Raw genomic sequence first — 14042 nt, 5'->3', positions numbered from 1 at the left:
CTATAAAAACATAAAAAGTTTCCAAAGTTTTACATTTTTTTAACAAACCCTCCGCTTAAAGTCATTTTTTCTTAACAGGAAGTTTACATAAATATGCTTCAATGCCAGCATTTAATGTATTTTTGGAAAAAAACCAGAAATGCTAGACATCGAATTTTTCAGGAGTGGTTTTAATAACTATCTGGAGAAGAAGCTAATATCCAAAGCCCCGCTTAATTTATATGAACCAATAACATATATTATGGATTTAGGAGGTAAGAGACTCAGGCCAATATTAACTCTTATCAGCACTGATGTTTTTGGCGGAAATTATGAGGAAGCCATGGATGCTGCCCTGGCTATTGAGATTTTTCATAACTTTTCATTGGTACATGATGATATTATGGATGCTGCACCTCTAAGAAGAGGAGAAAAGACAGTGCATAAAAAGTGGGATATTAATACTGGCATTTTGTCTGGAGACGTGATGCTAATTAACTCTTATCAATATTTTGAAAACTATCCTCCAGAGTTGTTTAAATCATTATTAAAAGTCTTTAGTAAAACGGCGATTGAAGTTTGTGAAGGACAGCAATATGATATGGACTTTGAAGCATGTGAGGATGTTACCATCCCGGATTATCTTAAAATGATAACCTATAAAACGGCTGTATTGGTTGCTGCCGCCTTGAAAATGGGTGCTATTATTTCCAATGCTTCATTGAATTCTCAGGATGCAATTTATGATTATGGAATTAACCTTGGAATAGCCTTTCAACTACAGGATGATTATCTGGATGCCTTTGGTGATCCCGAGACTTTTGGAAAACAGGTTGGCGGGGACATAATTGAAAACAAAAAAACATTTCTTTATCTTAAGTCAATCGAAATAGGTACAGAAGACCAAATAAATGAATTGAAAGATCTTTTTTCAATTAAACCAGCTAACCCGAAAGACAAAATAGAAACCGTAAAGGCAATTTATATACAGAGTGGTGCAGCAGAATTAATTAAAAAGGAGATTAAGCACTATACAAAGCAAGCCTTCCAATTACTGGAATCTATAGAAACTCCTGAAAATAAGAAGGAAATATTAAAAGAGTTTGGCAATAAGCTCATGAACAGGGAGGTTTAGAATAACCTGTTAAATAGTGCTTTAGTAAAATAGGATTTGGGACAACTTGAAATAATCTGAAGATCTTCTTTTATATTGGTATCCTCGTCTAAAAATTTAAAAATGAGTTGGGGTCTGCTACCCTTAAAAAGAGACTCAAAAATATGCCTTCCCTTGCTGTTATCTTTATAGAGGATATCTAATAAAAGCAAATCATAATACCAATAACGGTTTTTGGTAGTAAAGGAATTTAGAGGTTTGTTTTTTTTAAGAAAAGCCAATAGCTCTTTGATTTTCTTGTTTGTGCTCATAAAGGTATACCCTGTGCTGGCCTTCGCCCAGCCGCCTGCTATACCTATCTGTAAAATATTCGGGCTGTTGTGTCCAGAAAAATTATAGCAGGTCATTGGAATATTTCCCCTTTCTTTTTCTATTATCTCGTATTGGGTACAATTAAGTTTTTCTTTAATATAATTTTTAATGGCATTTTCATACTCTTCTTCGGGCAACGTATCGGCAGAAAACAGAGTATACTCAACCAAACCCTCGGTTTCTGAAAATGGCAAAACATACATAAACCGGGTGTTGCCTTTTTGAGGGACTGAAAAATCCATAAAAGTGGCCTTTTCCGGATTAAAAACAGGCTTATCAGATTTAATAAACCATCCGATAAAGTGCTGTTGTAAAACAGGGTATTTGGTTTGTTGATAAAGCGACTTATAATCAAAAATACTATTGAATACTTGTTCAGCGCAGTAATTTCCATTTTCAGTAGTTACCTGCACATGGCTTTTATGATCGACTATTCCGGTAACCAGAGCTTGTGAAAATGTAATATTTTCATAAGCCTGAATGCGATTCAAATAGTTGCTATAAAAATCGAGCCCACGCAACATCTTATAGGTATAAGGAGCTATCTCATGATTTGCCTCATAGTTTTCCCCTTCAAATTGAATTTGGCTCCAGCTTTTATTGATAATTTGATCAAAATCACCTGCACATTTTTCCCAAAAGCACCATGTGCGATCATTGGTTTTTTTAGCATCCTTGTCGACTAATAAAACAGTTTTGTCCTTAAAATAAGGATCGTTTCCAAGGGCTTCAGCTAGCATTAAACCAGCTGCACCAGCACCAATTATAATATAGTCGTATTCTGTCTGCACAAATATGAAAAACATCAAAAGTACAAATAACAACTTAAGTAACCCTGTCCTTTAATTCAAACGGTAGCGCATTCCTATAAATCCTCTCATTCCTTGATTAGGGCCATACACATAGGTAGGGTCGAAAGTAAGGCCATATGGGTTGTCTGCTGTAGGGATGGCGTTACCTGAATTGTCGAATTGAACATTTTTATCGAAGGGGTCATTGGCCCTTGCTATAATAAATGGATTGCCCCTATTAGGAGTCCAGTCCAGTAAGTTTTTTATACCTCCATAAAATTCAAAATCTTTCACACCGGAATAAGTAAATTGAATATTTTGAATACTCCAGGTGGGAGAATATTCTTGTCTGGGATCGAGCTCGCTCAAAAGAGGCAAACGCATTGGCCCATATAAATTCCCTGTGTAATCAAAAATAAGATTTAGAGCTCTGAAGGCGTAAGATATGCTCCAGGTTCCGCTAAAGCTTTCGGTTAGGATTTGCCGTTGGGTGATACCGTTTTGTGTGTTACTTACGTCCATAAACGTAGCTCCTAAAAGTATTTTCAATCCGGCTGGGAATGCCAGATCCAAATTTGCACTTATCCCTTTGGAAACTGATTTACCATCTAAATTTTTGTAGATTATTAAATCGGGATCTGTATCATAATCGGGAAGAATAACATTGTTGAAATAAGTATAAAAAGCTGAGGCATCCAAACCGATATATGTCCCATCGTTGCTATATATTTTTTTAAGATAGTTGAAATTAATATTTACCGAGCGTTCTGGTTTTAGTTCTTCGGCAATGATTACCTCCCTGGCACCGGTTAGAGCAGCGTGTTCCTCAGTAAAAAGATTTACGACGCGGAATCCGGTGCCAGCATTTAATCGGATTATATCGTTATCTGTAAATTTCCATTTATAGGCTAATCTTGGAGTGAAAATTGAACCGTGTCTTTTATCATAATCATAACGAATACCTGTTAGTAAGGAATGTTTTTTGGAAAAATTTATCTCATCCTGAACAAAAAGACTGGGGATCCAAACTATGTCTGCTTCATTCCTGGCTAATCCGGAAGTTGCAGGGGTATTGTCATCATAATAATTGTATTTTATTGCGCTTCCAAATAGGAGATCGTGCTTTGCCAAAACCTTATCCCAGGTTAATTGCCCAAAACCAATACGCTGATCTGCTAGATAAGGAACTGTACCGTACACAGAATTTTGACTATGGTCGTTATAAGAAACAGAAAGCAGGATATTTTCTTTTAGAGGCAACTGATACTTTCCCAGTATTTCCCACCTTCTTGTGTAGATGCTTTCACCATATATTTCGTCTCCGCCTCTGAATTCAGGTGTCCATTGCATTTCACCTCCCCATCTGTCTTCATAAAAAAACCGGCCAGCCAATGAAAAAATTCGGTTATACTCCCTATTTAAACTCCATTTTTGGAAGAAAGATATGCGATCCTGAAGAGTTAGATCTGTGAAATTATCTCCATTGTCATCGATTGGGTTGTCGTATTTGAAATAGTTTAAGCCTAACAATAAGTTGGAATTATTTCCAATTTCAATTTTGGATCCAATATCCAGGTTGTACTCACCCCAGCCACTCATAAAATTGTCTGCGGCAAATGTGGGAGCACTTAGTGTATTTTTAGTAATTATATTAATAAGTCCGCCTACGGCTTCGCTCCCATATAAGGTGGAAGCGGGTCCTTTAACAATTTCAATTTGTTCTATAAGGGAATTGGGTATTCCAGAAAGGCCATAAACGGTTCCTAAACCGCTTACAATAGGCATTCCGTCAATTAAAACAAGTGTATATGGCCCTTCGAGGCCGTTAATGTGGATATCTCCCGTATTGCAGACATTGCAGTTAATCTGGGGTCGTACGCCATTCACGTTTTGTAGGGATTCAAAAATACTGGGAGCAGGATTTTTTTTAAAGAATGCAGGTTTATAAACTTCCACGGGCACAGGACTTTCCAATCTTTTTACTGGTTTTAAAGTGCCTGTAACCACCGTTTCATCTAATTGCTCTGATGAATTTTCAAGCAATATGTTAAGCACCAGCACTTCATTATTAGCCAAATTTACTTTTTGGTAAAAGTTGGTATACCCCATGGAAGAAGCTTTGATTTTATAGGAGCCATCGGGAATATTATTTATAGTAAACTCACCATTCCTATCTGAAGATGTGCCAAAATTTGTTCCCTGAAGGTATATATTGGCAAAAGGCACAGGTAAATTCCCCTCTAAAATAATACCTTTTATAGTATTCCGCTGAGAGTACATATTGGATATCCCCATTATACTTGCTATGACTAATAGGACTATCCTTAAAGAAAAATGCATGGCAATATATTTCATATGCCAAATTTATAATTTAGACAAATCTAAAAATATGTTTTTACAAATAAAAATGTATTTTTGTTAAAATGTTTTTTATGACCCATTCTGAAGAGAATTATATTAAGGCCATATTCCATCTTGGTAGTGAAGGGGTAGAAGTTATTTCAACCAATGCCGTGGCAGAAAAGATGGAAACCAAACCTTCGTCAGTAACCGATATGATGAAAAAATTATCAGAAAAGGGACTGGTGCATTACAAAAAGTATCAGGGGGTATCACTGACAACCCTTGGCACTAAGACTGCCTTATCGATTATAAGAAAACATCGATTATGGGAAGTATTTTTAGTAGAAAAATTAGATTTCACCTGGGATGAAGTACATGAAATAGCTGAACAACTAGAGCATATTGAAAGTGAAAAACTAATTGATAAGCTTGATGAATTACTAAGTTTTCCAAAATTTGATCCGCACGGAGATCCAATTCCCGGTAAAAATGGGGAGTTTATGGAGCATGATAATCAACTATTAAGTCAAATTCCCATAGGTTCCTCGGCAATATGTGTAGGTGTAAAAGATTCATCTGCTGTGTTCTTGAGGTTCCTCGATAAAAACAATATAGCGCTTGGAAATAAAATAAAGATTGTGGAAAAAGAAGAGTTTGATAATTCATTACGCATTCTTATTGACAAAAGAGAATTACATCTTTCCCAGCAAATAGCTTCTAACTTATACGTTAAAAAGATCAAGTTATGATAGAGAATGTCATTAGTTATTTTGAATCAATCAATCCTATTCTAGCTGCCTTTTACGCAACCCTTTTTACGTGGGCTCTTACAGCATTAGGTGCCGGTCTGGTCTTTTTTTTTAAGACTATGAACAGGGCCGTACTTGATGGAATGCTGGGCTTTACCGGAGGCGTTATGGTAGCTGCCAGTTTTTGGAGTCTTCTGGCTCCCGGTATAGAAATGAGCCCTGGCGAAGGTTTTGTTAAGGTTATACCGGCGGCGGTGGGATTTTTACTTGGTGCAGTTTTTATTTATGGATTGGACAAGATTTTACCACACATACATATTAATTTTAAAGAGAGTGAAGGAATAAAAACACCCTGGCACAGAACAACGCTGCTTACCCTGGCCATAACCTTGCATAATATTCCGGAAGGACTTGCCGTTGGGGTACTCTTTGGAGGAGTTGCCGCCGGTTTTGAAGGAGCCAATATAGGTGGAGCAGTAGCTTTGGCACTTGGTATTGGCCTGCAAAATTTTCCCGAAGGTTTTGCAGTGGCTATGCCTTTAAGAAGGCAAGGGCTGAGTCGACTTAAAAGTTTTACTTACGGACAAGCATCTGCTATGGTAGAGCCCATAGCTGCAGTTTTGGGCGCATGGGCAGTTCTTACTTTCGAACCAATTCTCCCTTATGCCTTATCGTTTGCGGCCGGAGCCATGATCTTTGTGGTTGTGGAAGAGGTAATCCCTGAGACACAGCAGGACAAATACACCGATATAGCCACAATGGGCTTTATTGGAGGCTTTATTATTATGATGGCCTTAGATGTGGGATTAAGTTAATTTACGCTTCTATAAATTTTTTATGCTTTTCATCATTCGCCCATTAATGTAAATGCACCCTTCGTTAAAAACTTTGAATCGGCAGGAAAGGCATTTGCATTCTTTATGGAGGTGTAGCCATTATATACATCTCCTATTTCAACTTTAACCGGTTTAAAATTATACACTTCTTCTTTTTTAGATTCCAGTAATAGGAGGTATGATGTGCCCTCACTGGATACAATTGCCTCCGAAGGAATACTCATGGCCACATTATCTGAAATAATTATAGTTGCGTGGACGAACATTCCTGTCAGAAAATTATGCTTTTCAAGATCTTTAAGATGACCATGTACTTTTACCGTTCTGTTTTCTTCTATGGATGTGCTTATTAAATAGACCTCTGCAGCATATACTTCGGATGATGCTTCCGGTATTTCAAAGGTAATTTCCTGTCCTTTATGAAGCTTCATTATATCTTTTTCAAAAACAGACAATTCTAAATGGATATGGTCATTATCTACAATTTCAATGATAGGTGTTGCAGGCGAAACATACATCCCCAGAGATACATTAACCTCGGTAATGCTGCCACTAATGGGGGCATTTAATGTGGAGGTAGTACTTATAAGCCCCTTTTCAACATCTGAAGGGGAAATTTTGAGCAGATCTAATTGTTTTCGAAGCCCCTTGTAAGTCGCTTCTGCTTTTTTATAGTCGCTTTCAGCTTTTAAAAAACTTTTTTGTGATGAAATGTTTTCTTTAATCAATATTTGTTGGCGCTCATATTCAGATTTCAAATAGGTCAATTGTTCCTTTATCTCTAAATATTCTTGTTGCAATGATACAAAATCCGGATTTTCAATAGTTACCAATGCTTGCCCTTTGGTTACCCGATCTCCGATTAATAAATGCGTATTTTTAATATAACCGCCCATAGTTGCACTCACTACTGCTCTGTTAGCCGGAGGCACATCAATTAATCCATTGGCCTGAACCAATTCAGGGAAAGATTTTTCTTCCAGACTACCCATTGTCATGGCGTTTTCTTCAAATTGTTTATTAGAAAGTTCAATAACGGTATCTTCAGGATTTAGATCCTCCTGAACGTCTGTTCTATGTACAGGCTCTACATTTTTACAGTTCAAAATACTGATTACAAATATGAATTGAATGAAATAATATAAAATACGTTTCATGACTTAGTTTTTAATAAGTTAGATAGTTAATGGCAATAACGGTTTGATTGTATTCATTAAGACTATTTAAGTAATCCAGTTTAATCTCATAGGCATTTTCAAGACTAAGGATATACTGGAAATAGTTGATTTCACCATTTTTGAAACTCAGGGTAGCCGTTTTTAAAATTTCATCAGATATAACTGTGCCCTCTTCTTCATAATATTTTAAGGCCTTTTCCTGCTTAATTAATTTGGCATTAAGGGCCATATATTCATTATTTAATTGAACTTCATACTCCTTTGATTGTTCAACTGCAATATCACGGGCAATGGAGGATGCCTTAATTTTGGAAGATTGACCAAAAAACAACAATGGAATTTTAAGACCCAGATAATAGCCATATAAATTTTGATTCAGATTGCTGTTTGATCCCAGAAAATAGCTCAAACTCAGATCAGGTAATAAAAGTTGTTTTTCATATTTACGTTGATTATCAAAAAGATTTACTCTATTAGAATAATATTCTAATTCTATACTATTTTCCAACCCTACAGGGCTCAATGTAACCTTCTTTTGTGCGGCCATTCTAATATTAATGCTGTCCTCAACCTGTACTATTTTAGTTAAATTTACATAGGCCAAGACAACATCTTGTTCGGCTTCATCTAATTTAATTTGGATCTGTTTTTGTCTGGACTGAGTGGTTATTTTTTCCAGGTAATTGGTTTCTCCAAGTTCAAAACGGCGTTCGGCGATAGTCGCAAAATCTCTAAAAAGACTATCTATTTGTTTATAAATAAATTCCTTCTCTTTTGCATATTGATAGTCATAAAATCTGGCTGTGACCTCCTTTTTCAATCTTTTCTTTTGGATTTCATACGCACTGGATTCTAAATTATAACCGGCCTTATTTACTTTCTTTTTCGAGAAATAAACTGTTGGGAAAAGAAAATCCTGTTGCACGCCAAAAACGTTTATGGGTTCACCATTGAAGGCAAGGTTATTTTCGTCATACTCGTAATAAACCCGAGTCTTGTCAAAGCTGAAAGCACTCGATATCATGGCGTCAGACTCGTTAACCTTTAATGAATCTGCTTTGAGGCCTGCATTGTTTTCCAATGCAATTGCCATTAATCCGTCAAGGCTTAAACCACTTTCCTGTGCACTTAAAACAGGTGTAAAAAGTATTGCTGCGATAAGAAGCGCATTAGAATTATTCTTTTTTAGAAGTCTTTTTAGTTCAAGTTTTCCTGGTTTATTAAATATGCTATATAATACCGGGAGCACAATTAGTGTCAAAAAGGTGGCACTTACCAGGCCGCCTATCACAACGGTTGCTAAAGGACGTTGTACTTCAGCTCCAACATTTGTGGATATTGCCATTGGCAGGAACCCCAATGCGGCTGCAGATGCAGTTAGTAATACAGCCCTTAACCGGTCTTTTGTGCCCTGAATAATTAGCGCTTCCATGCTTTCAAATTTTTCTAGTTTTAATTCTTTAAAATGTTCTATTAATACAATACCATTGAGAACGGCAATACCAAAAAGGGCAATAAAACCTACCCCTGCAGAAATACTAAAGGGTAAGTCTCTCATCCATAATAAAAGTACCCCACCAACAGCAGACAGGGGAATCGCCGTAAAAATCATCAACGTTTCTTTAATGGATTTAAAAGCCAGATAAAGCAAGACAAAAATTAATGCCAGAGCAATAGGTACCGCCACCATTAATCTTGATTTCGCACTTTGCAGATTTTCAAATTGCCCGCCATAACTTATGGAATATCCGGCAGGTAGCGTTATATGGTCAGTTATTAAGTTTTGGACATCATCTACCACCGACTGTAAATCGCGGTTACGGACATTAATGCCTACCACGATTCTCCTTTTGGTGTCATCCCGAGATATTTTGGCAGCTCCTTTTTGATAGGAGATTTCAGCAAGCTCACTCAGGGGAATCTTACCATTGGAAGGGAGATCAACAAATAAATTCTTAAGATTGTCAATATCCTGTCTGTTTTCATTATTGAGGCGAACCACTAAATCAAACCGCTTTTCGCCTTCGTAAACACTACCCACTTTTTTCCCGGCAAATCCCATGGCAATCATATCATTCAGTTCCTTGATATTCAGGCCATAACGTGCAATTTTTTCACGGTTGTATCTGACGTTCATTTGAGGAAGGCCAACAATTTTTTCGACAGTTATATCAGCAGCCCCGTTCACATTTTCAATTAACGATTTTATTTGATTGCCTATTTTGCTAAGAATTTCCAAATCTTCACCAAAGATTTTTATGGCAATATCTGCCTTAACACCTGTTATTAATTCATTAAACCTCATTTCAATGGGCTGAGTAAATTCTACTTCTATGCCGGGTAGTATTGAAAGTGCCTCTTTGAATTTATTAGCCAGTTCATCCTTAGAATCAGCCGATACCCATTCTTTTTTTGAATTTAAAATTATAATGACATCACTTTCTTCCATAGACATTGGGTCGGTTGGAACTTCCGCTGCGCCAATTCTAGTTACTACCTGCTTTACTTCAGGAAAATTATTCATCAGAATTTGCTCTATTTGGGTTGTCGTTTCTACTGTTTTACTGAGTGATGTCCCGGTTTTTAAAACAGGTTGTATTACAAAATCACCTTCATCCAATGTGGGAACAAATTCACCTCCCAGAGAAACAAAAAAGGGTATTGTCACTAATAAAACCATCGCCGCAAGACCTAATACTATTTTTTTTCTTTTAAATGCCCAGTGGATTGTAGGGGCAAAAGATTCATTGAGCCATCGCATTATATAAAATGAAATGTTCTTTTTAGAAGGATCTGAAGATTTCAGAAACAATGATGATACTACCGGAACATAGGTAAAACATAAGATCATTGCACCAATAAGGGCGAAACTAAAAGCTAACGCCATTGGCCGAAACATTTTACCTTCAACTCCGCTGAGAGAAAGAATTGGTATAAAAACGATCAGGATGATAAACTGACCAAAAATTGCGGAGTTCATCATCTTAGACGCCCCTTGGTAAGTTATTTTATCTGTGAATTTTAATTTTTCAGAACGAGATAATTTACTCATCTCATCGCGTTTTCCAGTGATTTGAAATGCAATGAATTCAACTATAATTACAGCCCCATCTATAATTATTCCAAAGTCGATGGCGCCTAAGCTCATCAAATTTGCGTCTACATTAAAAAGGTACATCATAAAAATAGCAAAAAGTAAACTGAGCGGAATTACGGAGGCTACCACTAAACCTGAACGTAAATTGCCCAATAGCAGGACCACAACAAAAATTACGATCAGACAGCCAAAAATCAAATTTTCAGTCACCGTAAAGGTTGTTTTATTTATAAGCTCACTTCTATCCAGGAAGGCGTTGATTTGTACCCCTTCAGGTAATGTTTTTGAGATTGAAGAAACTCGTTCTTTAACGGCATCAATTACCTGTTTGGAGTTTGCATCTTTAAGCATCATTACCTGCCCCAAAACCTTTTCACCCTCACCATTGGCTGTGATAGCTCCAAAACGTGTGGCACTTCCGAAACCAACTTTAGCCACATCTTTTATATAGATTGGGACTGAATTCTCATTTTTCACTACAATGTTTTCAATGTCTTCCAAAGAAGTGGCTAAGCCTTCACCACGAATAAAATAAGCCTGATTTACTTTTTCGATATAACCACCACCTGTAACACTATTGTTCAATTCCAGGGCACTAATAACCTCTTTTGCGGTGATTTCCATCGCGTTTAGTTTTTCCGTACTAATTGCAACTTCATATTGTTTTAAAAAGCCTCCCCAGGTATTAACTTCAACAACCCCGGGAATACCCGAGAGTTGTCTTTTTACCACCCAGTCCTGAATAGTTCTTAAGTCTGCAGTCGAATATTTTCCTTTATATCCCGGTTTTACATCAAGGATATACTGATAGATTTCTCCTAGTCCCGTAGTAATTGGCCCCATTTCCGGGCTACCGAAACCTTCAGGGATTTTCTCTGAGGCTGATTGAATCTTTTCGGCAATTAACTGACGGGGCAGATATGTTCCCATTTTATCTTCAAAGACAATGGTCACAACCGATAACCCAAATTTAGAAATAGACCTGATTTCCAGGACACCGGGTAAATTCGCCATTTCAAGCTCGACAGGATAGGTAATAAACTGCTCCATGTCTTGGGTAGAAAGACTTCTCGAAGTGGTAATTACCTGAACCTGATTATTAGTAACATCCGGAACGGCACCAATGGATATCTGGGTTAGGGAATACAGCCCAAATCCAATTAAAATTAGGGTGAATAAGAGGATAATAAACTTCTTCTTAATACTGAATTCTATAATACGTGATAACATAATCCATGGAATAATGATTGATAATCATGCATAATTGGTAATGAAAATTATGCCTGCGAAAAAAATAAACCAAGATGAATTATACCGCGCGGGGGGGTTGGAAAGGGGCTTCTTTCTCGCAATTAGAATATGAAGCCTGATAAAAGAAATTTGTGTCTGAACCTACCAAATCGTCAACTGGTTTAATTTGATATGCTTGTAAATCCTTTAACATGAAAGCGGAAAGCAACGCCATATGGGATTGGTGCTGAAATGGCAATTCTTCGTGTTCTTGTTTTTCTTCCTGATGTTTTTTATTGTGATCTGCTTCAAGCTCACCATAATGCTTGGAGATAAAGACAAACAAGTTATCTCCATATTTCTCAGAATGAAATGTGGCATGTTCTATAAATTCACTAAGATCAACTAAATCTCTGATACAAATGTTCAAACTCTGTATCAGAATAAGGAAAGAAGCCGATATGGAAACTAGTTTTACCATCATAATCCTTAAGTAAAGATACGATAATCTAAAATATTCTAATTAAACCTCCTCTTCCTCTACAATTTCATAAGGGATAGTATCTATTATATAACTTAAGGCTTTAATTCTCGCATCTGTTTTTTTGTTGGCATCTATAATTATCCATGGAGAATCTTTTAAATCTGTATGCTCAAACATTTTTACCTTAAAAGCAGTGTATTCGTCCCACAACTCCTGCGCTTTTTCGTCTACCGCGGTCATTTTCCACTTTTTTAGCGGATCGGATTTAATTTCCTTAAACCGAAATGCTTGTTGCTCTTTGGTAATTGAAAAATAGAATTTTATTAAATAAGTGTCAGAATCCATGATCATTCTTTCAAAACTATTTACCTGCTGCATAAAACTTTGGTACTGCGGCTTTGTGCAAAAACCATTTACTGGCTCAACAACAGCACGGTTATACCAGCTTCGATCAAAAAAGACCATTTCACCAGGTTTTGGTAGTTTGTTTACATAGCGCTGAAAATACCATTGCCCTCTTTCTTCAACAGTTGGTTTGGGTAAGGCAATGATCCTGTATTGCCTGGGATTAATATATGCCGTGATTCTTCTTATTGCTCCGCCTTTTCCCGCTGCATCGCGGCCTTCAAATATTACTACTATTTTCTTATTTTTTGATATTACCCAATTTTGAAGTTTTATTAGCTCTGTCTGAAGCTCTTTGATTTTCAGTTCGTGCTTCGTTAATCGCAAGGATTTTTCAATATTAGTCTTTTTATCAGATAATAGATTTTTCAATCCATTGGGGGAGTTAAGCAATGAAATTTCATCTTCACTAAGTTGAATATGTTTGGTGTCCTTAGTAGTCATTTTCTATATATCAATTTGTTCAATATGCCTGTAATACCTGAGAATTATGTTAGGATCCGGTAATATGCTTGTTTTGTGTTTTGTTTTTCTCGTATAATCAAACCTGGAAAGTACATAACGGATACTCTCAAGACGGGCAGTTTTTTTGTTATTGGCTTTTACTATAATCCAAGGGCTGAATGTGGTATGCGTTTTGGAGAACATTTGTTCTTTATAATAGCTGTATTTATCCCACAAGGCCTGTCCTTTTTTATCCACCGGACTGAATTTCCATTTTTTTAAAGGATTTAATAACCGACTTTCTATCCGTTTTTTTTGCTCTTTTTTAGAAATAGAAAACCAAAACTTAACGAGTTGAACACCATCTTCATAAAGCATATGTTCAAATCCCGGAACCTGGACCATAAATTGTTCGTAATCATGTTTATTGCAAAATCCCATAACGGGTTCAACCACTGCCCTGTTGTACCAACTCCTGTCGAAAAAAACAATCTCTCCGGGATTTGGAAGCTCTTTAATATATCTCCTAAAATACCATTGTCCCTGTTCTACGTCGGTGGGTTTAGAAAGCGCAACAACTCTCATTGATCTTGGATTAAGGTGTTCGGTAAAACGTTTAATAGCACCTCCTTTTCCTGCTGCATCCCTGCCTTCAAAAAGTATGGCGACTCTCAGTTTTTTTTTAATTACCCAACGCTGTAAGTTTACTAATTCTATCTGTAAAAGCCTCAGTTCTTCCTCATACCGAAGTGCGTTAATTACCTTAGAAATATCCATGCCTTTTTGCCCAGCAATAGAAATCAAATCCTTTCTCTTTTTAACACTTGTTAGATCTTCAGGTAAAAACATTGGGCACTAGTATTAAGTATAGGAATTAATATAAAAGCAAAAGGGTTGGTTGCCTCTTAAAATTTTGACGTAACTATAAAGATACTAATTTTGACCTAAAATTTTATCACTTTTAGGACTGTTTTTCTTACAGATTGATTCCAGAAATAAATGGAAGCATTTATATTGCTT

10 protein-coding genes are annotated in these 14042 nt (G+C 36.6%); 3 read left to right on the top strand and 7 right to left on the bottom strand.

Features of this window, described 5'->3' with window-relative positions; all coding sequences use genetic code 11:
- Positions 1-139 precede the first annotated feature (139 nt).
- Positions 140-1114 carry a polyprenyl synthetase family protein gene (locus ABJH90_RS14280; protein WP_348140493.1) on the top strand — a complete coding sequence of 325 codons (975 nt, stop codon included), beginning with the start codon at positions 140-142 and terminating at the stop codon, positions 1112-1114.
- On the opposite strand, the gene ABJH90_RS14275 is transcribed toward ABJH90_RS14280, so the two are convergent.
- Positions 1111-2271 (bottom strand): lycopene cyclase family protein, encoded by a 1161-nt coding sequence (locus ABJH90_RS14275; protein ID WP_348140491.1) that lies wholly within the window; start codon positions 2269-2271, stop codon positions 1111-1113. The two genes, ABJH90_RS14280 and ABJH90_RS14275, sit on opposite strands and share 4 nt — an antisense overlap.
- Positions 2272-2307: 36 nt before the next feature.
- Positions 2308-4611 (bottom strand): TonB-dependent receptor, encoded by a 2304-nt coding sequence (locus ABJH90_RS14270; RefSeq protein WP_348140489.1) that lies wholly within the window; start codon positions 4609-4611, stop codon positions 2308-2310.
- 77 nt (positions 4612-4688) lie between these two features.
- On the opposite strand from ABJH90_RS14270, the gene ABJH90_RS14265 reads away from it, so the two are divergent.
- Positions 4689-5348, top strand: coding sequence for a metal-dependent transcriptional regulator (locus tag ABJH90_RS14265; protein ID WP_348140487.1), 660 nt, complete (start codon positions 4689-4691; stop codon positions 5346-5348).
- The gene (locus ABJH90_RS14260) at positions 5348-6163 is read left to right on the top strand and encodes a ZIP family metal transporter (protein WP_348140994.1); all 816 of its coding nucleotides are present in this window, start codon (positions 5348-5350) and stop codon (positions 6161-6163) included. The genes ABJH90_RS14265 and ABJH90_RS14260 overlap by 1 nt, the downstream gene beginning before the upstream one ends.
- Positions 6164-6195: 32 nt before the next feature.
- Here the strand turns inward: ABJH90_RS14260 and ABJH90_RS14255 are convergent, their stop codons facing one another.
- The 5 genes from ABJH90_RS14255 to ppk2 (ABJH90_RS14235) form a co-directional block, all read right to left on the bottom strand.
- Positions 6196-7341, bottom strand: a complete 1146-nt coding sequence (locus ABJH90_RS14255; protein WP_348140485.1) for an efflux RND transporter periplasmic adaptor subunit — start codon at positions 7339-7341, stop codon at positions 6196-6198.
- A 10-nt stretch (positions 7342-7351) separates the two neighbouring features.
- The gene (locus ABJH90_RS14250; RefSeq protein WP_348140483.1) at positions 7352-11689 is read right to left on the bottom strand and encodes a CusA/CzcA family heavy metal efflux RND transporter; all 4338 of its coding nucleotides are present in this window, start codon (positions 11687-11689) and stop codon (positions 7352-7354) included.
- 79 nt (positions 11690-11768) lie between these two features.
- Positions 11769-12173 carry a hypothetical protein gene (locus tag ABJH90_RS14245; protein ID WP_348140481.1) on the bottom strand — a complete coding sequence of 135 codons (405 nt, stop codon included), beginning with the start codon at positions 12171-12173 and terminating at the stop codon, positions 11769-11771.
- A gap of 39 nt (positions 12174-12212) precedes the next feature.
- Positions 12213-13022 (bottom strand): polyphosphate kinase 2, encoded by an 810-nt coding sequence (ppk2, locus tag ABJH90_RS14240; protein WP_348140479.1) that lies wholly within the window; start codon positions 13020-13022, stop codon positions 12213-12215.
- 3 nt (positions 13023-13025) lie between these two features.
- Entirely contained in the window at positions 13026-13871 is an 846-nt protein-coding gene (gene ppk2, locus ABJH90_RS14235) for a polyphosphate kinase 2 (RefSeq protein WP_348140477.1), read from the bottom strand.
- Positions 13872-14042: the final 171 nt, after the last annotated feature.

Origin of the sequence: Eudoraea sp., assembly GCF_039969275.1 — a bacterium.
Classification (GTDB): Bacteria; Bacteroidota; Bacteroidia; order Flavobacteriales; family Flavobacteriaceae; genus Eudoraea.
This window is presented reverse-complemented; position numbering and strand designations above follow the sequence as displayed.